Origin of the sequence: Mesorhizobium sp. M1169, from assembly GCF_040318345.1 — a bacterium.
Taxonomy (GTDB): Bacteria; Pseudomonadota; Alphaproteobacteria; order Rhizobiales; family Rhizobiaceae; genus Mesorhizobium.
Window position 1 is genome coordinate 297,506 of sequence record NZ_JAMYME010000003.1, and the last position, 18,616, is coordinate 316,121.

The 18,616-nt window shown below is 64.0% G+C and carries 15 protein-coding genes; 6 read left to right on the forward strand and 9 right to left on the reverse strand.

The genetic code is table 11. The features are described from left to right. The first annotated feature begins 144 nt into the window (after positions 1-144). Positions 145-945, forward strand: a complete 801-nt coding sequence (locus NKH41_RS05035) for an SH3 domain-containing protein (protein WP_352472716.1) — start codon at positions 145-147, stop codon at positions 943-945. 63 nt (positions 946-1,008) lie between these two features. On the opposite strand, the gene NKH41_RS05040 is transcribed toward NKH41_RS05035, so the two are convergent. Further along, positions 1,009-1,755 (reverse strand): SDR family oxidoreductase, encoded by a 747-nt coding sequence (locus NKH41_RS05040; RefSeq protein ID WP_352541756.1) that lies wholly within the window; start codon positions 1,753-1,755, stop codon positions 1,009-1,011. 272 nt (positions 1,756-2,027) lie between these two features. Between NKH41_RS05040 and zwf the strand changes: the two genes are divergently transcribed. The 3 genes from zwf to edd all read left to right on the forward strand — a co-directional run bounded on the left by zwf (position 2,028) and on the right by edd (position 6,089). Beyond that, a complete protein-coding gene (gene zwf / locus NKH41_RS05045; protein WP_352472717.1) occupies positions 2,028-3,497 on the forward strand; it encodes a glucose-6-phosphate dehydrogenase in 1,470 nt (489 codons plus the stop codon). Further along, positions 3,479-4,192, forward strand: a complete 714-nt coding sequence (gene pgl, locus NKH41_RS05050) for a 6-phosphogluconolactonase (protein ID WP_352768101.1) — start codon at positions 3,479-3,481, stop codon at positions 4,190-4,192. The genes zwf and pgl overlap by 19 nt, the downstream gene beginning before the upstream one ends. A 73-nt stretch (positions 4,193-4,265) precedes the next feature. Next, positions 4,266-6,089 carry a phosphogluconate dehydratase gene (edd, locus tag NKH41_RS05055; protein ID WP_352768098.1) on the forward strand — a complete coding sequence of 608 codons (1,824 nt, stop codon included), beginning with the start codon at positions 4,266-4,268 and terminating at the stop codon, positions 6,087-6,089. Positions 6,090-6,137: 48 nt separating this feature from the next. On the opposite strand, the gene NKH41_RS05060 is transcribed toward edd, so the two are convergent. The 5 genes from NKH41_RS05060 to NKH41_RS05080 form a co-directional block, all read right to left on the reverse strand. Next, positions 6,138-7,805 (reverse strand): vWA domain-containing protein, encoded by a 1,668-nt coding sequence (locus NKH41_RS05060; protein ID WP_352768095.1) that lies wholly within the window; start codon positions 7,803-7,805, stop codon positions 6,138-6,140. Positions 7,806-7,914: 109 nt separating this feature from the next. Further along, complete coding sequence (locus tag NKH41_RS05065; RefSeq protein WP_254820541.1) at positions 7,915-8,913, reverse strand: GlxA family transcriptional regulator; 999 nt, start codon at positions 8,911-8,913, stop codon at positions 7,915-7,917. 16 nt (positions 8,914-8,929) lie between these two features. Continuing rightward, complete coding sequence (folD, locus tag NKH41_RS05070; RefSeq protein ID WP_352686532.1) at positions 8,930-9,829, reverse strand: bifunctional methylenetetrahydrofolate dehydrogenase/methenyltetrahydrofolate cyclohydrolase FolD; 900 nt, start codon at positions 9,827-9,829, stop codon at positions 8,930-8,932. 37 nt (positions 9,830-9,866) lie between these two features. Continuing rightward, the gene (locus tag NKH41_RS05075; RefSeq protein WP_352768092.1) at positions 9,867-10,001 is read right to left on the reverse strand and encodes a hypothetical protein; all 135 of its coding nucleotides are present in this window, start codon (positions 9,999-10,001) and stop codon (positions 9,867-9,869) included. Between the two features lie 36 nt (positions 10,002-10,037). Beyond that, positions 10,038-10,775 (reverse strand): hypothetical protein, encoded by a 738-nt coding sequence (locus NKH41_RS05080; RefSeq protein ID WP_352768089.1) that lies wholly within the window; start codon positions 10,773-10,775, stop codon positions 10,038-10,040. A 226-nt stretch (positions 10,776-11,001) separates the two neighbouring features. On the opposite strand from NKH41_RS05080, the gene proC reads away from it, so the two are divergent. Further along, the gene (gene proC / locus NKH41_RS05085) at positions 11,002-11,817 is read left to right on the forward strand and encodes a pyrroline-5-carboxylate reductase (RefSeq protein ID WP_352686527.1); all 816 of its coding nucleotides are present in this window, start codon (positions 11,002-11,004) and stop codon (positions 11,815-11,817) included. Positions 11,818-11,963: 146 nt separating this feature from the next. Here proC and NKH41_RS05090 read toward each other — a convergent pair whose 3' ends face one another. The 3 genes from NKH41_RS05090 to NKH41_RS05100 all read right to left on the reverse strand — a co-directional run bounded on the left by NKH41_RS05090 (position 11,964) and on the right by NKH41_RS05100 (position 17,547). Further along, positions 11,964-12,122, reverse strand: a complete 159-nt coding sequence (locus NKH41_RS05090) for a hypothetical protein (protein ID WP_352686524.1) — start codon at positions 12,120-12,122, stop codon at positions 11,964-11,966. Then, entirely contained in the window at positions 12,115-13,440 is a 1,326-nt protein-coding gene (locus NKH41_RS05095; RefSeq protein ID WP_352768086.1) for an NAD(P)H-dependent oxidoreductase, read from the reverse strand. Before NKH41_RS05095 ends, NKH41_RS05090 begins: the two co-directional genes overlap by 8 nt. A 156-nt stretch (positions 13,441-13,596) precedes the next feature. Next, positions 13,597-17,547, reverse strand: coding sequence for a caspase family protein (locus NKH41_RS05100; RefSeq protein ID WP_352932199.1), 3,951 nt, complete (start codon positions 17,545-17,547; stop codon positions 13,597-13,599). A 135-nt stretch (positions 17,548-17,682) separates the two neighbouring features. Here NKH41_RS05100 and NKH41_RS05105 point away from each other — a divergent pair, with 135 nt between their 5' ends. After that, complete coding sequence (locus NKH41_RS05105) at positions 17,683-18,564, forward strand: YihY/virulence factor BrkB family protein (protein WP_352768081.1); 882 nt, start codon at positions 17,683-17,685, stop codon at positions 18,562-18,564. Positions 18,565-18,616: the final 52 nt, after the last annotated feature.

The following is an 18,616-nucleotide window of genomic DNA, read 5'->3' on the forward strand; positions in this document are numbered from 1 at the left end:
GCCTGCCCGCTTTTGGTTTGGGACCGATGCCGATCGAAATGCCGGCTCTCCGGCATGGGTCGTAAGAACATCGGCCCGCAAATGGAGGTGGCAAGTGTGAGAGAGCCCTTCAGTTTCGGCGCGCCGGAACGACGGCGCCTTGCGATGCAATTCGGTTACGATATGCGGCCGACGTTCTGGCACGGGGTCCGGTCGAACGCGCATCTGGTGATAGCCGCGCTTGGCACGGTCGCACTGCTCGGCGTTGCCGCGGTGGCACTGTGGCTGGCATTGCCGGCAAATGAGCGACAAGCGGCCGCAAGTCCTGAGCAGATCGTTCCGACCATCCCGGTCAAGACGACGAAGATCATGCCTGCCAAGGTTGCTGCGGCGCCGCGGACGACGGGCAAGGCAGATGCGGTTTCCCCAGCGGTGGCCGCGGCGGAAGCCGAGATACCAGCGCTGGCTCCCAACGATCCGCGCTGGACAGGGCCAAAGACGGCATCGGCCGCCGCCACGGCAGCGTCCGACCAGCTGGCAAGCCAGACCGAGCAGGCGACCGATAAATCGTCTGCTTCGGTGGCATTCGCCGACCCGGCAGCAAAACCCGACGCTGCGGCATTGTTTGCCAAGGTCGCGGCTCCCGGCAGCTCAACGAAAAACAGCGGGCCCGATGGCGCGCAGACCGCCGCCATCCCCACGCCCAAGCCGCAACTGCCGACGCAGACCGCGAGCGAAGACGACAACAGCACCAAGGCAAATTCCGGAAGAGCCAATACTGCCGGTACCGGACGCATCCTGAGATCCGTCACCATGCGCACCGGCCCAAAAAAGAATGCGGCCGCCATTCTCACCGTGCCGGCCAAGACCTCGGTGCAAGTGATGAGCTGCAAGCAATGGTGCCAGATCGTCTACAACGGCAAGCGCGGCTGGATTTACAAGAGCTACGTCAAAACCGGGGCGTAGGGCCGGCAGAGCGATTGCGGGTCGCTCGCCGTCAGCCAGTCCTCCGCCGGAGGCCCCGGCCGTTCAAATACAACGTCCGCCGTCGACTTCCAGCGCCACGCCAGTGATGAAAGCCGCTTCGTCCGAAGCAAGCCAAAGCGCGGCATTGGCTATGTCGAGCGGCGTCGAAAGCCGGCCGAGCGGGATCGACGCGCGGAACTTCTCGCGGATCTCGGGTGTGTCGGCGCCCATGAATTTCGCGAGCATGCCGGTCTCGCCGGCAACTGGGCAGAGGCAGTTGACGCGGATGTTCTTCGGCGCGAGTTCCACCGCCATCGATTTGGTCGCGGTGATCGCCCAGCCCTTCGATGCATTGTACCAGGTGAGGCCAGGCCGCGGCCTGATACCGGCCGTGGAGGCCGTCGTCAGGATGACGCCACCGCCTTGCCGTTCCATGACCGGCACCACTGCAAGCGCTGCGTGGTAGATCGCCTTCATGTTGACTGATGTGATCAGGTCGAAGGTCGCTTCGTCGACTTCCAGCATGTCACCGTTGCGATGGGTGTAACCGGCGTTGTTGACCATGATGTCGATGCGGCCGAAGGCGCTCATTGCGGCATTGACCATGTCGTCGAATTCGGACCGCAGCGAGACGTCGGTCTGGGTCCAGATCGCCTTTTCGCCGATCTCGCCGGCAACGCGCTCTGCGCCCTTGGCGTTCAGATCGGCGACGACTACCCGCGCGCCCTCCTCGGCAAAGCGCCTGGCCATGCCCTCGCCAAAGCCCGAGGCAGCGCCAGTGATGATTGCGACCTTATTTTTGAGGCGCATGCTTTTCTCACTCATCGTTGAAAGCGATCGATGACGCGTTTGGCCAGGCCATCGAAAGATGTGCGTCCATTGACGATTTCTCCTTTGGCTTTCGCTGCCATCCGGCTCTATGCTGCAACTGCGAAGGCTCCGGAAGCATCGCTTGCCGACAAGCCTCCGGCCAGCGCCGGTGTCAAGAGCACACGCGGATGTGACGCAATGGCACTGGCAAGTTTAAATCGATTAGATTATATCAGCCGCGTTATCGCGACCGGCGTCACAGCGGACAGACCATGACCAGCCAGATCATTCCCGTCGACCCTTTCGACTTCATCATTTTCGGCGGCACCGGCGACCTGTCGGAACGTAAGCTTCTGCCGTCGCTGTACCACCGGCAGCGCGACCACCAGTTTTCCGAGCCGACGCGCATCATCGGCACATCGCGTTCGAAGATGACCGACGAGGAATTCCAGTCGTTCGCCAGGCAGGCGATTGCCGATCATGTAAAACCGGAGGATATCGACGCCACGGAACTGAAGACGTTCCTCGCGCGGCTCTCCTATATCCCGGCAGATGCAACCACAGGTGCCGGCTTCGACAGGCTGAAGAAGGCGATCGGCGACAGCGAACACATCCGCGCTTTCTATCTGGCTGTGGCACCGGCGCTGTTCGGCGACATCTCGCACAAGCTGAAGGAGCACGGGCTGATCACGCCGAATTCGCGCATTGTGCTGGAAAAGCCGATTGGCCGCGATCTCGCTTCGGCGCGCGCGCTCAACGACCTGGTCGGCGACGACTTCCATGAAAGCCAGATTTTCCGCATCGACCACTATCTCGGCAAGGAGACGGTCCAGAATTTGATGGCGCTGCGCTTTGCCAACGCGCTCTACGAGCCGCTTTGGAATTCCGCCAATGTCGATCATGTGCAGATCACCGTGGCCGAGACTGTCGGCCTGGAAGACCGCGTCACCTATTACGACAAGGCCGGCGCATTGCGCGACATGGTGCAGAACCACATGCTGCAGCTGCTCTGCCTGGTCGCGATGGAGGCGCCGTCGTCGATGGACGCCGATGCCGTCCGTGACGAAAAGCTCAAGGTGCTGCGGGCGCTGAAGCGCATCAACGGCAACGAAGCGCCGAAGCACACGGTGCGCGGTCAGTATCGTGCCGGCGCCTCGGCCGGCGGGCCGGTGAAAGGCTATGTCGAGGAACTCGGCAAGAACAGCAACACCGAGACTTTCGTTGCGCTCAAGGCCGAGATCGGCAACTGGCGCTGGGCGGGCGTGCCGTTCTACCTCCGAACCGGCAAGCGGCTGGCGACCCGCGTTTCGGAGATCGTCATCGAATTCAAGCCGATCCCGCATTCGATCTTCGGCGAGAGCGCCGGGCCGATTTCCGCCAACCAGCTAGTCATCAGGCTGCAGCCCGACGAGGGCGTCAAGCAGTTCATCATGATCAAGGATCCGGGGCCGGGCGGCATGCGGCTGCGCCAGATTCCGCTCGACATGAGTTTTGCGCAATCCTTCGACGGCCGCGCCCCCGATGCCTATGAGCGGCTGATCATGGACGTCATCCGTGGCAACCAGACGCTGTTCATGCGCCGCGACGAGGTCGAGGCGGCGTGGAAATGGATCGACCCGATCCAGGACGCCTGGGAGAGCGGCAGGCAAGAGGCGCAAGGCTACACCGCCGGCACATGGGGTCCCTCGGCCTCGATTGCGCTGATCGAACGCGACGGGCGGACATGGCACGAGAGCAATTAGGCGGCGCCTACAACTGGCACGAATTTGCCGGACGTCAGGAGTTGGCGACAGCGCTTGCCGGCCACGTCGCCGGCCGTCTGTCAAAGGCGATCGCCGAGCGCGGCACGGCGCTGCTTGCGGTCTCGGGCGGCACGACGCCGGCGAAATTCTTCGCGGCGCTTTCGACCGTTCCGATCGCCTGGGAAAAGGTGACGATAACATTGGTCGACGAGCGCTTCGTGCCGCCCTCATCGCCGCGCTCCAATGCCGGCCTGGTTGCCGCCAACCTGCTGCAGAACGCGGCCGCCGCCGCGAATTTCGTGCCGCTCTACTACGCCGCGGCAAGTATCGAGGGTGCAGCGGTCTCCGACAGTGAGGCGCTGCAATTGCTGCCCTGGCCACTCGACGTCGTTGTGCTCGGCATGGGAACTGATGGCCACACCGCCTCGTTCTTTCCGGATGCCGACAACCTGGCACGATTGCTCGATCCGTCGTCGCAAAGGATCGTGCTTCCGGTTCATGCGGCAAGCGCCGGCGAGCCACGGCTGACGCTGTCACTGGCGCGGATCATCAATGCCGCCTTCATCGCGCTGCATATCGAGGGCGCGGAAAAACGCAGCGCATTCGAGGCCGCGCTTGGACCTGGAACACGAAAGCCCATTCGCGCCGTGCTCGATGCCACTCAAAAGCCCGTAGAGGTTTTCTGGGCACCCTGATCTCAACTTGGCTGCAGGTCCCGGCAACAGCCGGAAGGTGTTTGCGGGACCTCGCCTGAAAGGACCGACCGCCATGACCGCAAGACGCGATATCGAAGCCATCACCCAGCGCATCCGTGAGCGCTCCAAGCCCGGTCGCGAGGCCTATCTCGGCCGCATCGCCGAAGCCTCGAACCGCACCGCCAACCGGGCCGTGCTGTCCTGCGGCAACCTGGCCCACGGCTTTGCCGTCTGCAGCCCTTCCGAAAAGGTGGCACTTGGCGGCGACCGGGTGCCGAACCTCGGTATCATCACCTCCTATAACGACATGCTGTCGGCGCATCAGCCTTTCGAGACCTTTCCGGCGCTGATCAAGGATGCGGCGCGCGAGGCCGGCGGCATCGCCCAGGTGGCCGGCGGCGTGCCGGCGATGTGCGACGGCGTCACCCAGGGCCAGCCCGGAATGGAGCTGTCGCTGTTCTCGCGCGACGTGATCGCCATGGCCGCGGCAATCGGCCTGTCGCACAACATGTTCGATGCCGCCGTCTATCTCGGCGTCTGCGACAAGATCGTGCCGGGGCTGGTGATCGCGGCGCTGACCTTCGGCCATCTGCCGGCGGTCTTCATCCCGGCCGGGCCGATGACGACCGGCATTCCGAACGACGAAAAAGCCAAGATCCGCCAGCTCTATGCCGAGGGCAAGGCGGGACGGGCCGAACTGCTCGAAGCGGAATCAAAATCCTATCACGGGCCGGGAACCTGCACTTTCTACGGTACCGCCAATTCCAACCAGATGCTGATGGAGATCATGGGCCTGCACACGCCTGGCGCTTCCTTCGTCAATCCCGGCACGCCGTTGCGCGACGCACTGACCAGGGAGGCGACGAAGCGGGCGCTGGCGATCACCGCGCTCGGCAACGCCTACACGCCGGTCGGGCGGATGATCGACGAGCGCTCGATCGTCAACGGTATCGTCGGCCTGCACGCCACCGGCGGTTCGACCAACCACACCATCCACCTGATCGCCATGGCAGCGGCGGCCGGCATCGCCATTACCTGGCAGGATATTTCCGACATCTCGGAAGCCGTGCCTCTGCTGGCGCGAGTCTATCCGAACGGCCTTGCCGATGTGAACCACTTCCATGCCGCCGGCGGGCTCGGCTTCCTGATCCGCGAACTGCTCGACGCGGGCATCCTGCATGAGGATGTGCAGACGGTGTGGGGCGAAGGGCTGCGCCCCTACGCGGTCGAGGCCAGGCTCGGCGCCGACGGCGGCGTCGTGCGCGAGGCTTCGCCGCGCGAGAGCGGGGACGAGAAGGTGCTGGCGCCGTTCAAGAAGGCGTTCCAGCCGAGCGGCGGTCTGAAAGTGCTTTCGGGCAATCTCGGCCACGCCGTCATCAAGACATCGGCGGTCAAGCCGGAGCGGCGCATCATCGAGGCGCCGGCCAAGGTGTTCGACAGCCAGCAAGGCCTGAACGAGGCGTTCACGGCGGGGTCGCTGACCGGCGACTTCATCGCCGTCATTCGGTTCCAGGGTCCGAAGGCCAACGGCATGCCGGAATTGCACAGGCTGACCACCGTGCTCGGCATCCTGCAGGACCGCGGCCAGCATGTGGCGCTGGTCACCGACGGCCGCATGTCGGGCGCTTCAGGCAAGGTGCCGGCGGCGATCCACGTGACGCCGGAAGCGGCGGAGGACGGGCCTATCGCCAGGATCCATGACGGCGATATCATCAGGCTCGACGCCGAGGCCGGGACGCTGGAGGTACTGGTGCCAGCCGGCGATTTCGCACTGCGCCGCCCCGCGGACAGCGACCTCATAGGCAATGAATTCGGCTTCGGCCGCGAGCTTTTCGCCGGGTTCCGGCAGTTGGTGGGACGCGCCGACCATGGCGCCAGCGCCTTCGGTACGGCATGATTTTTTCGGCAATAGGGAAGAGCGGCTAGTGGCTGCTCTCCACTGGATCTATTGAACCGTCAGTTCGGCTCGCGCGCCGGCCCTGACCGTTACCGTGCCTTCCTTCGAGCTGTTGTCCGATTTCTCCGAAACCACCGCGTAGTCACCGGCCGACAGGGTGGCTTGATACTTCTGATCATAGGCGTAGCCGACCGACTTGCGGGTTCCGTCGATGGCCTTCCTGGCCTCGAATATCTCGATCTTCGAGGCTCCTGGCGCGGTTATCGTCAGCATGCCGGCGTTCATCGCGATCTTCAGATCCTGATGGTCGCCAACCTTGACGCTGAACGGCTGCTCGGCCACCGCAAGGTCGACCGTCGCGACCATTACATAATCGTCGGGCGGCAGATCGAACTTGCTGTCCGGACCGTAGGCATAAGTCACCTCCTGCCTGGTTCCGTCGACGTTCTTTTTCGCCTGGAGCACTTTGAAGCCGATGCCCGAACCCTCGGCCTTGTCGCCGCCGGCAGCATAATAGGCGTTGGCGACGACACGCCCGACGCCGACGATGATGTCCTTGTCGATGACCCTGCCGGCGGCAAGCGGGATCGTCTCGATAACCATGCCCTGGCCGATCGTGACCGTCACCTTCTGGTCACCGGCCGGCAGCACGACTTTCGTATCACCGTAATAGGTCGCCGGGGTGTCGACGCCGGGATAGCCGATTACGACAGCCGCGCCGTCATCAACGTCCGCTCCTTCGCTCGGCCTGGGGTGGATGACCAGCGTGCCGGCATTCAAGTTGAAGTGCGGTTTGGCGACCTGGCCAGGCTCTATTGTGATCTTCTGTTCGGCCCTGGCCTCGCCGGCACGCGCGACGACGATATAGTCGCCCGGCTCCAGATTGCCTTTGTAGGTGCCATATTCGGTGGTGACGGGATCGCCGCGCGTGCCGTCGGAATTCGCCTTGTAGATCTCCCAGGCATTGCCGTCGGTGACGGGATCGCCACCCTCGGCAAGCACGACGGTGGGCACGAAATTGGACTCCGCCGGCTGAGCGGGCGCCGGCTGGGGAGCAGGCTGCGGGGCGGGAGTCGGTTCAGGGGCGGGTGGCGGAGGCGCGACGGTCTCGACGAGGGCGTCCTGCAATGCCTTTTCATCCGACGCTTCGATATATTTGCCGCCGGTATTGTCGGCGAGGCAACCGATCTGCTTGCCTTCGGCCGCCGTCAGGCCGAAGCCGACGACATTGACGGTGAAGTCGACGCCAGCAGCCTCCAGTTCCTTGCCGAGCGCACAGGGATCGCCGTTGCATGTCTCGATGCCATCGGTGATGAGCACGACCGTCGCCTTGTCCTCGGTGTATTTCAATGCTTCCGCCGCTTGCTTGACCGCGGCGGTCAACGGCGTCTTGCCCTGAAATTTCAAGCTGTCGGCCGCGGCTGAGATCGCACTTGCCGAGCCTGCCTGCGGTGGCACGATGAGTTCGATGTCGTCGCAATTGGCCTTCTCGCGATGGCCATAGGCCATGAAGCCTATTTCCTCCTCGGCCGGGACCGATTGCAGCACGTTCCGCAGCGATTGACGGGCGATTTCGAGCTTGGGCTTGCCGTCGATCTGCGCCCACATCGAGCCGGAGGCATCGAGAATGACGATGACGCGATCGGCGGCGAAGCCGAACCCCGTCGTCCACAGCAACAGGGCCGCCGCAGCGACGCTCTGCACAAATCCCGTCATCAAAAATCCCCCCGTCAGTCGCCGCCGCTCGGCGCCGGAAAGCTATTTGACGCTGCGTCGCGACACAAGCCCGGACGGAGTACGAAGCTGCGCCACCTCTGTGCAACCCTCAATAGGTCGTGCGGCGTTCCTCGGAAGGCGGCCGGCCGAATTGGAGCCGATAGCTCTGGGCAAAATAGGAATGCGAGGTGAAGCCGGTGGCGATCGCCACGTCGAGGATCGGCATGTTGGTCTGGCGCAGCAGTTCGCGCGCCCGCTCGAGTCTAAGCCGCATATAGTAGCGCCCGGGCGTCACGCTGAGATGGCGCAGGAACAGGCGCTCGACCTGGCGCACCGACAGGCCCGCCGACTTGGCGAGCTGCACCGCCGACAGCGGCTCGTCGAGATGGTCGGCCATCAGCTCGACGATGCGGCGCAGCTTCTCCGACTTGCCGGTCAGGTCGCGTTCCGGGCCGACGCGCTGGCGGTCCCCGGCCGAGCGGATGCGCTCATGCTGGAACTGGTTGGCGACGCCATTGGCGAGGCTCGAGCCGAAATCACCGCGCACGATCTCCAGCATCAGGTCGATCGATGTGGTGCCGCCGGCGCAGGTGTAGCGCTTTCGGTCGATCTCGAAGACGTTGCCGGTGCAGTTGATGTCCGGAAAGCGTTCGAGGAAGCCGGCGCGGTTTTCCCAATGAATGGTGCAGCGATAACCATCGAGCTGGCCTGCTTCGGCAAGCAGGTAAGAGCCAACCGAAAGCGCGCCGAGCGCATTGCCGCGCCGGCCCCAGCTGCGCAGCGCCGCCAGCACCTTGCTCTTGCCGGGAAATTCCGTCGTCAGCCCGACCGAGACGAACAGGATATCGACCGGCGGCAGATCGGCAACCGCGTAGTCGATCTTGAGCGGCAGGCCGTTGGACGCCATGACGGCGTCGCCGTCGGCCGACACCGTAGTCCAGCCATAGAAATCGCGGCCGAGCAGCCGGTTCGCCGACCGGAACGTGTCGATTGCCGCGGCCAGCGAGAACATGGAGAACTTGTCGACCAACAGAAACCCGAACTGCCGCCCGCCCTGAACGGGATCATTGGTGACCGGCCGTTCTAAGGGAACAGTGAGGTTCGGCAAGGACGCTGCTTTCTGGTCAGAAGGAAGGCCGTTTCAATCCGGCTGCGAGATAGGCGGAAGCTAGCGTGTTGGCCATCAGCATGGCAATGGTCATCGGCCCGACGCCGCCAGGCACCGGCGTGATGGCGCCGGCCGCCTTCGCTGCTTCGGCAAAGGCGACGTCGCCGACGAGGCGCGTCTTGCCTTCGCCCTTTTCAGGTGCGGCGACGCGGTTGATGCCGACATCGATAACGGTGGCGCCAGGCTTGACCCAGTCGCCGCGGACCATTTCAGGCCGGCCGACGGCTGCAACCAGAATATCGGCGGTGCGGGCAAGCGCCGGCAGGTCCCTGGTCCGGCTGTGTGCGATGGTGACGGTGCAGTTGGCGGCAAGCAGAAGATTGGCCATCGGTTTGCCGACGATGTTCGAACGCCCGACGACGACCGCATTGAGACCGGACAGGTCCTTGCCGCGCACGCGTTCGATCAGCAGCATCGAGCCGGCCGGCGTGCAAGGCACGAAGGCGGTCTCGAGTTCGCCGGTGCCGAGCTTGCCGACATTGATGAAGTGGAAGCCGTCGACATCCTTCTCCGGCGCGATGGTCTGGATGATCTTGCCGGAATCGATATGGCCGGGAAGCGGAAGCTGCACGAGGATGCCGTTGATGGCCGGATCGGCGTTGAGCTGGCCGATGATCTTCAACAGGTCCGGCTCGGAGGTTTCGGCCGGCAGCGTGTGCTGAACCGAATGGAAGCCGCATTCCTTGGCGGTGCGGGATTTGGAGGCGACATAGACCTGGCTCGCCGGATCCTCGCCGACGATGACCACGGCGAGACCGGGCTGCCGTCCGCCCTTTTCCGCCAGCTCGGCGGTCAGGGCCTTGACCCGCCGCACCACGTCTTCGGCGACGCTTTTTCCGTCAATCAACTCAGCCATGAACCACCCTCGACGCCTATCGCGTAAGCCTGCCGCGTTAAAACATCCATGCGGCGCGCTCCAGATATCTTTTATGCAGGCCGTTGCCCAGAACCATGCGCTGCGGGCGGACATGCAGCGCGGCATTTTCACGAAAATCGAGCCGGGCAATCCCGTCAATGCGCCGTCGCATGCCGTTAACTCGAAACCGGCATGTTTTATTCGACGCTCAGAAATAGCGGCGATGCGTGCGGTTTTCGGTGAGCTCGCGAACCGCCTCCCGGAATTCGCGCAGGCTGGCGCGGATTTCCTCGATCTGGCTTTGCTGATCGGCGGCTTCCGAGGCCTGATTTGCCTTCCTCGACCAGGCCTGAGTATGGGCCGAATGCGGCGGCGCGGGTTGCTGCGGATAAGGTGCCAGACCGGCATAGAGCGGCTGCGGAGGGAAGGCGGGCGGCATCGCTGCGATGGAATTTGTCGCGGCGGAAGTCTCACCGGACGCCATCTCCTCCGGCGCTCTGCCAGGCATGAGCCGGCTCAGCGCCGACAACACGGCACCGATCGGACCAGGACGTTTGGTACGCGCGACCTCGACCGGCTGAGCGGGAGGCGGCGCTGCCCGGTATGCTGCGTGATCGGCGGAACCGGCATCGGGGCCGCCAAGGGAGCCAGCGAGGCCGAAAAACCCATCGGCAGCTGCAGCCTCTTCCATCAGTATGGTGCCGGCCTTTGGCTCATCAGGATCGGGCTGGCTTATGCCGGCGGCTAACAACAGGATCGGACTGGCACGCGCTTCGCGGCGCGAGCGGGCAAGACGATGGCGTGTGGCGGCATCCTCGCGCCATGACGGGCCTGCGCGGTCTTCTAGCGAAACCAGCGATGCTTCGTCCTCGCCGCGCACCGCCTCGACGAGCGACAGCAAGGACTGCTCGTTCCTCCAGTGTTCACGATTTTTCCTATAAGCCATGGTTTCTGGAGCCTTCCCCTCGGGCTGGGACGTAGCGACCGCCACTGGTTAAGCGATGCTAAACAGGCATAGGAAATAAAAGGTTAATTTGGTCGCCGCGCGACTGCGCGACTACATGCGCATCCCAACCGCAAGGTCGGGGTTTCCGCCTGATCACGGTCCCAACAGGGCTTCCCCGTCCTGCCGCGAACGTCTATTGGGAAGCCATCTCTATGGGAGGCTTTCGATGACGATCAGGCTTGTTCTCGCCGGTTGCGGCAATATGGGCTACGCCATGCTCTCGGGCTGGCTGAAAGCCGGCAAGCTCGCTCCGGCTGCGGTGTTCGTGGTCGAGCCCAATGCCGAGTTGCGCAAGCGTGCCGAAGCACTGGGCTGCGCTGCCGGCGCGGATGCTGGCGCCATACCGGCGGACGCCGTGCCGGCCCTCGTCGTCCTTGCGGTCAAGCCACAGGTGATCCGCGACGTCACGGCTGGCTACATCCGCTTCAACGATGGCCGGACCACCTTCCTCAGCATCGCCGCCGGAACGCCGGTGGCCACGTTTGAAGGTATTCTCGGCGACCGCGCGCCGATCGTGCGCTGCATGCCCAACACGCCGGCGGCGATCGGCAAGGGCATGATGGTGGTGTTTTCCAACAGGCTGGTTTCCGATGAAACCAAACGCTTCGTCGCCGACCTGCTTTCGGCAAGCGGGCAAGTGGCCGATATCGACGACGAGGCCCTGATGGATGCGGTGACGGCAGTCTCCGGGTCGGGGCCGGCCTATATCTTCCATTTCATCGAAGCGCTGACCGTGGCCGCCGAGAAAGCCGGCCTGCCGACCGGGACTGCCAAGCTCTTGGCAATGCAGACGGTCTACGGCGCCGCCTCGCTGGCCGCCGAAAGCGGCGAGGAGCCGGGCGTGCTCAGACAGCAGGTGACCAGCCCCAACGGCACCACGGCTGCGGCCCTTGCAGTACTGATGGGCGAGGACCGGCTGACGCGCCTGCTCACCGAGGCGGTGGAAGCGGCGCGGCTGCGGTCTATCGAGCTGGGGAGGTAGGGCTTCTGGGGGAGCCGGTCGGCGGTGACGATCGATCGTTCCTTTCGGCATTAGCTACCGGTAGAAAGCCGTTACGCGGCGTTCCTTCGCGCCCTCCACTGTCCTGCCGACATCAAAATCGCGATAGCCTAGAATGTCGACAGATATCAGCGATGTCCCCACAAGTCGTCGATCTCGTCCTTGTTCAGGGGCCGCCCGTCTTTGCCGGCTTTGGCTTTGAGATCATCGACAATGGCCGCGAGCCGCTCTGCCAGAGAAAGGCGTCCATTTTCCCGCTTCAACTCGGATTCACGAACCTCAGCCATCGCCAAGATTCCCATACAGCATCTCGTCCTGCAGCCGGCGCAAGGCGAACAGCCTGGTCGTCGGGTCGGGCGCGGCACTGTCGGCGGTGAGCAATTCGCCTTTCCTCACCGGTTTCAGCACCTTGCCGCCTTCGAGCAGACCGACCGGCACGGCGCGATGGGCGCGGGCCTGTTCGACGGTCATGGTCCAGGAGCGGTAGCAGGTCTCGCCGATCGCATCGAAAACCTCGCCTGCCGCAAGATCCCGCTTGGCCACCGCGCAGACCTCGGCCACCGGCCGCGGCAGCGGCACCATGTCGGGCTTGCCGTAAAGCGCGATGCGAGCGGCCGTCAGCGGCACTTCCAGCGAGGTCAGATGGTAGGGCCTGAAGAAGCTGTAATAGGGACCGTGGCCGATATGCAGATCGTCCATGCGCTCGATGATGCGCGGATGCGTCGCCTCGACGATGACGAAGACACCGGGCGCCACGCCCTTGCCGACGGTGTAGTCGACGACGCCCTTCTTCGACAGAATGCCGCCCTGCTCGCGCGGGATCAGCACCTTGACCAGCTCGTCGCGATCGGCCTTGGGGCCGTGCATGCCGGGAACGTCGGGCACCAGCCCGGTGGCGTTGGCAATGGCGCACATCTCGACCATGGTTTTCGAGCCGTCGACGAACTCGACCAGCATGCGCGGATTCATGTTGCGGCGCAGCGCTTCCTCGCGGTAGTCGTCGGGAACGGCGTCGTGGTTGAGAGGGTTGTTCTTGCCCTTGCCGGCGGAGACGATGGTGTAGCCGAGCGCCGAGGCGAACTCGATCAGCTCCATGCAGCTCGACGGCTCGTCGCCGGCGCCGACCGAATAGACGACGCCGAGCCGGTCGGCCTGCTGCTTCAGATAGCAGCCGATGGTAACGTCGGCCTCGACATTCATCATCACCAGGTGCTTGCCGTGCTGCATCGCCATCAGGTCGAAATCGGCGGCGACCCCGGGCTTGCCGGTGGCATCGATGACGACATCGATAAGCGGATTGGTGACCAGCATTTCGTTCGAGGTGACGGCGATCTTGCCGCTTTCGATCGCCTGGCTGACCTTCGAAGCGCTGTCCGCTTCGGCTGCCATCGCCTGATCGCCATAAGCAATGCGGATGGCGTCACGCGCCGTATGCGGGCGGCGCGTCGAGATCGCGCAAACCGAAATGCCCGGCATCAGCATGCCTTGCGTCACCAGGTCGGTGCCCATCTCGCCCGAACCGATAACGCCGATGCGCACCGGGCGGCCTTCCGCGGCGCGCTTGGCAAGATCGCGGGCAAGCCCGGTCAAGGCGACATTGGTCATACTGGAACGTCCACTGCTTTAAGTCTTTGTTTTTATGCATGTCGTTGTCCCAAAACCGCGGCACACTTTTGGGCGACATGCATTATGAAGCGGGAATAGCAGGGAACGGCAACCCATTGCCAATCGAAACCGGCCGCGGCCACCTTTTCCTGTGCGCTATTGCAATTCGGCCAGCAAGGCTTTTGCCTCGGCAAGGTTCTTGGCGGAGCCGGCGGCAAGGTCGTCCATCTTGCGCTCACTGAAGATGACGAGCGCATGCTCGCAGGCGCCTATCGCTTCCTCGACCATTGCCTTCTGCTTGCGGGCAGCACCCAGATCGGTAAGCACATCGCACAGGCTGTCCTCGGTGAAGGCGACGCCCTGCACCGAACCGATCTTCTTCTGCACAGCGATCGCCTCGCGCAGGATCGGCACTGCCTCCTCGAATCTGGCGACGTTGTTTTCGGCGCGGCCGGCGAGCGTCAGCTGATAGCCGATCTCGTTTTGCAGGCTCGCCCAGCGGTCGGGGTCGCGGTCGCGGCCGACCTGGTCTGCCAACGCCCGGTTGACGGCGACCGCCTCGGCGAACAAAGCCGGCGAAGGCTCTTTCGCGCCGATCATGCCAAGCACATTGGCCAGGCTTGCCTGCGTGCTGGCCCAGGGTTCGGGGGCGCGGTCGCGCGTGCGCACGCTCTGGATCGAGCGATAGATGCCGGCCGAGCGCTTCAGCAGGGGGACGTCACCGCGCCAGTAGCCCAGCGTCGACAGCGCGCTGGCCAAGTTTGCCTGGTTGCGCAGCCATTCGTCGGCATCCCTGTCGCGGGTCATCACCGTCAGTGCCGCCTCATAGGCCTGGACAGACTTGGCCATGGCATCCGGGTCGGAACTGGCGTTTGCCTGCATCATGCGGGCATTGCCGAGGTCGCCTTCGACCGAGGCCCAGAGCGAGCGGTCGGGCAACGTGGCATAGACGGCCAGTGCCTTTTCATGCGCGGCCGTCGCCTTCTGGTGGAGCGATGGGTCATTGGCGCTGCCGGCAAGGTAGTAATAGGCAGTGCCTAGTTCGTTCTGCAGCTGGGCGTGATCTTCCGGCACCGTGGCGAGGTCGTAGAAGGGCAGCGCCGCTTCTAGCGCCGTCGCCGACTGGCGGAACGCTTCGCCGTCCTGCGTGCGGTCGCCCAACACCAGGAGCACGTGGCCCAGGCCCCATTGCGTTGCCGCCCAGGCGTCAGGATCGCTGTCACGGCTCTGCACCTCGAGCGCCGCACGATAGGCCGCCGCCGAGCGCTGGAGCGCCTCGTCCGGACCGCCATTGGCCTTGCCGAGCATGGAAAGTGCTGCACCCAGCCGGTACTGCGTCTTCGCCCAGTCCTTCGGGGCGCTGTCCTTGCTTCGCACGGTGAGCGCTGCACCATAGGCGGCGACCGCTTGTTCCAGCACCGCTTTGTCGCTGGCGCGGTCGCCCCAGGTCGACAAAGTGTTGCCGAGACTGTGCTCGATCGAAGCAAACTCGATTGGAGCAGCGGCGGCGGTATAGATCTGCGAGGCCTCGCGATAGGCGGACGCCGACTTCCGGAGATAGTCGATGCCGGTGTCCCGATCGCCAAGCGTCGCATAGACCGAGCCTAGATTCTGCTTCAACGAAGCCCAGTCGAGCGGCAGCTTTTCGCGCGGATATTCAGAAAGTGCGGCCTCATAGGCAGCGATCGCCTCGAGCAGCACGTCGTTGCCTTCCTGCCTGGCGCCGAGACGCTGCAAGGCATTGCCAAGCGTCAACTGGCCGTTCGCCCAGCTCGCCGGCGCATGCTCGCGCGTCCATACCGTCAGTGCGGCCTCTGCCGCCTCTCGAGCACGCTGAAGCGTGGCGATGTCACCATTGATCTGGCCGATAGATTCCAGCGCCGAGCTCAAATTATTCTGGATCGTCGCCCATTGCGCCGGGGCGCGCTCGCGCGTCATCTCCTCGGTCGCAGCCTGATAGGCGGCCACCGCCTGCTCAAGCGTCGGCACGTCTTTTTCACGCTCGCCAAGGCGAAACAAGGCCGCGCCGAGATTGACCTGGCTCAACGCCCAGTCGAGAGGGACGCGCTCCCTGCGGTATTCGGTCAGCGCGGCGCGATGCGCTTCGATCGAAGCGCGGAAACTGTCGGTCGTGGCCTGGCGCTCACCGATCTCGGACAGCACGATGCCGAGATTATTCTCAGTCGCCGCCCACTCGAGCGGCATTTTTTTCGCCCCTTGCACCGCGAGCGCCGCGCGGAAGGAGGCGACGGCCTTGTCGAGCAGCGCGATACCATTCTCGCGCTGGCCGAGCCGCCAGTAGACGGTGCCGAGATTGCCAAGCGTCGAGGCCCAGTCGTCCGGATCGGCGTCGCGTGTGTAGACGGTCAGCGCCTGGTCGAAGGCGGCAGCCGCCTTGTCGAGGTTTTCGCGACCGGCCTCGCGTTCGCCCAGCGTCGACAGTGTGGTGGCGAGATTGTTTTGCGTGGCAGCCCATTGCCGCGGGCTGTTTTCGCGCGACACATAGGTCAGCGCCTTTTCATAGGCAGCGACCGCCTGCACCAGAAAGGCATTGTCGCCAGAGAAAGAACCATGCGCGGAGAGCGCCTGGGCCTCGGCTGCCTTGTAGAACCAGGCTTCATGGTCGTCCCATTTCTCGACCTGCTCATAGGCCTTGGCGTAGTCCTGTGCTGCCGCCTGATAGCGGAAGGAAATTTCGTAGGTTTTGGCGCTGTCGCCGAAAACCTCGGCAAACTCGAACCGACGCGCCTTGAGGTCGGCTTCGGCCTGGTCGACGGTCTTCGACAGTTCGCCAACGCGGGCCTTGGCCTGTTCATGGATTTTCTGCGCTGCTTCGAGTGCGCCTTCTTGCACCGCCTGCTCGGCCAGTCTTGAAAGCCGCACGATTTCCGGATCCTGGCTCTTCAGCGTCGCCTGCTCGGCTAGTCCCTGTTTCAGCCGCTCGGTCTGGCCGCGCAGCAATTTATCGAGCTCGGCCGCATCCCTGGGTTTCTCGGTGCCCAGCGTCTTCAGCATGGCGTAGAGCGCATCCATCGGTACGCCGCCGTCGCGGGCGATCGTCTCGATCTGGCGGCGTTGCGGGTCGGGCAGCGTCGAGATCGTCACCAGCAGCCGGCGACGCTCGCTGAGTATCTCGCCCTCTTCGCCTTTCGGCACCTCGGCGGGCGTACCGAAATAGAGCAGCCGGCGCAGGCTCTCATTGACCCACGGCCGCTGCCGGCCGCCGGTCTTGAGATAGACCTCCTCGCCGATCATGCGCAGCACGGTGCCGAATTCCTCGCCGCCCATCATGTCGATGTGACGTAATATGGCTGCCGCATAGGGGCTGTTGCCGTCTGCGGGACCGTCGAGCGCCACCTTGCCGGGCTCGGCGGCAAAGCCGATGACCTGGCCCAGGCTGTCATCCGCCGCACCCTTGGCCGGCGCTCTGCCGTTCAGCGCCACGACGCTGCGGGTTTCGCCAAGGCCGCCGGCGCCGATCGGCTTGCCCGCTTCGCCCGGCGTCAGTTTGAGCAGCGTGCCCGGTGGAAACGGATCGTTGCGGCAGGCATCGAGCAGCACGATGGTGACCGGCACCTTGGCCTTCAGCTCGGCCACGATCGATGACAGCGGCACCAGCTTCTCGCCGGCATCGTCGAGCGCTGTAATGTCGGTATCGACCGGCACCAGGAAATTCTCGCCGCCGGCTTCGATGCCGTGGCCGGAATAGTAGATAATGGCGACGTCGGCACCCTCGGCATCGTCGACGAAGCCTTCGAGGTCGCGTCGCAATTTGCGCGCGTCGCGATTGGTCGCGACATCGGTTTCGAAGCCGAGCCTGTCGAACATATCCTCGATGGCGCGGGCGTCGTTTTCCGGATTGGGCAGCTTGCCGACATGCTCATAATCGGACTGCCCGATGACGAGCGCGACGCCCTTAAGCGCCTTCGGCTCTTCAGCCCGCGCAGGAACCAGCGCGCACAAAAGTGCAAGCAGCGCGGCAAACGCCACGCCTATGCGCCCTGTTGCCCCTGAAAACAGCATCGTCGTCCCACCCCAAACCCAGCGCGCCATCTTCCGCAACGGCATGGCATCATGATGGCCGGCGCGTGGCAAGTGTTCGGGCAAGAGGTGTTCTTGTCGTGGGGAAGGGAGGCAGGAATGTCATGCTGCTCCGCGCCCCCTCCTGTCCCGCCGGCCTCTCGCCCCTCGCCCAGCGCTGCGCGGCCGCTACTTGTTTGTTGACAGGCATGCGAGGCCTACATGTGGAATTTGGCAGCAGAGGGCTGGAGGCTCCTCAAGCAGAGCGTCATCGGCTTCATCGACGACAATGCGCTGAGCCATGGGGCGGCGATAGCGTTTTATGCCACGACCTCGCTTGCGCCGATCCTGCTCATCGTCGTCGCTATTGCCGGCATGGCCTTCGGGCACGAGGCGGCGCAACTCGCCCTTTCGGCACAGATCGCTGGCCTGATGGGGCCGCAAAGTGCCGAGCTGCTGCAGGCGACGATCGAGAGCGCCTCGCAGAAGGAAGCGGGAACCCTTGCCAGCATTCTGGGGCTGGTCACGCTGTTCGTCGCCGCATCCGGCGTGTTCGGCGAAATGCAGCTGGCGCTGAACGAAATCTGGAAAGTCAAACCGAGCGGGGCAACGATTTCACGAATGGTGCGGGCACGCATTGCAAGCCTGGGCCTGGTCGCCGCGCTTGGTTTCCTGCTGCTGGTGTCGCTGGTCGTAAGCGCTGCAATTTCGGCGCTCGGAGAGGTCATCAACGCCGACCTGCCGTTCGGCACCATCATCCTGAGCGCCATCAACGGGATCGTCTCGTTTGCCCTGATCACACTGCTGTTTGCCGCAATCTACAAGGTGCTGCCGGACCGCAGCCTGCAATGGCGCGATGTCGGCATCGGCGCCGCGGTCACCGGGTTTCTGTTCACCATCGGCAAGTCGCTGATTGGCTGGTATATCGGAACCAGCGCCATCTCATCATCATACGGCGCGGCCGGCGCCCTGCTCGTCGTGCTGTTATGGGTCTATTATTCAGCGGAGATATTTCTGCTGGGCGCCGAATTCACGCGAGCCTATTCGGTTCGACATGGCAGCCGGTCCGATTTGAAGAACAAGGTGGAATTGCATGGCAAATGAGTTCACGCCGAAATTCGACCTAGCCGACGAGGTGGTGGTGGTCACCGGCGCC

Bases quoted from the DNA above. Each gene is read 5' to 3' on its own strand.
- NKH41_RS05075 (WP_352768092.1), bottom strand. From the start codon at position 10,001: ATGCGACGGCGCATTGACGGGATTGCCCGGCTCGATTTTCGTGAAAAT.
- pgl (WP_352768101.1), top strand. From the start codon at position 3,479: ATGGCACGAGAGCAATTAGGCGGCGCCTACAACTGGCACGAATTTGCC.
- zwf (WP_352472717.1), top strand. From the start codon at position 2,028: ATGACCAGCCAGATCATTCCCGTCGACCCTTTCGACTTCATCATTTTC.
- NKH41_RS05080 (WP_352768089.1), bottom strand. From the start codon at position 10,775: ATGGCTTATAGGAAAAATCGTGAACACTGGAGGAACGAGCAGTCCTTG.
- NKH41_RS05090 (WP_352686524.1), bottom strand. From the start codon at position 12,122: ATGGCTGAGGTTCGTGAATCCGAGTTGAAGCGGGAAAATGGACGCCTT.
- proC (WP_352686527.1), top strand. From the start codon at position 11,002: ATGACGATCAGGCTTGTTCTCGCCGGTTGCGGCAATATGGGCTACGCC.
- edd (WP_352768098.1), top strand. From the start codon at position 4,266: ATGACCGCAAGACGCGATATCGAAGCCATCACCCAGCGCATCCGTGAG.
- NKH41_RS05035 (WP_352472716.1), top strand. From the start codon at position 145: ATGCAATTCGGTTACGATATGCGGCCGACGTTCTGGCACGGGGTCCGG.
- NKH41_RS05095 (WP_352768086.1), bottom strand. From the start codon at position 13,440: ATGACCAATGTCGCCTTGACCGGGCTTGCCCGCGATCTTGCCAAGCGC.
- NKH41_RS05060 (WP_352768095.1), bottom strand. From the start codon at position 7,805: ATGACGGGATTTGTGCAGAGCGTCGCTGCGGCGGCCCTGTTGCTGTGG.
- folD (WP_352686532.1), bottom strand. From the start codon at position 9,829: ATGGCTGAGTTGATTGACGGAAAAAGCGTCGCCGAAGACGTGGTGCGG.
- NKH41_RS05040 (WP_352541756.1), bottom strand. From the start codon at position 1,755: ATGCGCCTCAAAAATAAGGTCGCAATCATCACTGGCGCTGCCTCGGGC.
- NKH41_RS05105 (WP_352768081.1), top strand. From the start codon at position 17,683: ATGTGGAATTTGGCAGCAGAGGGCTGGAGGCTCCTCAAGCAGAGCGTC.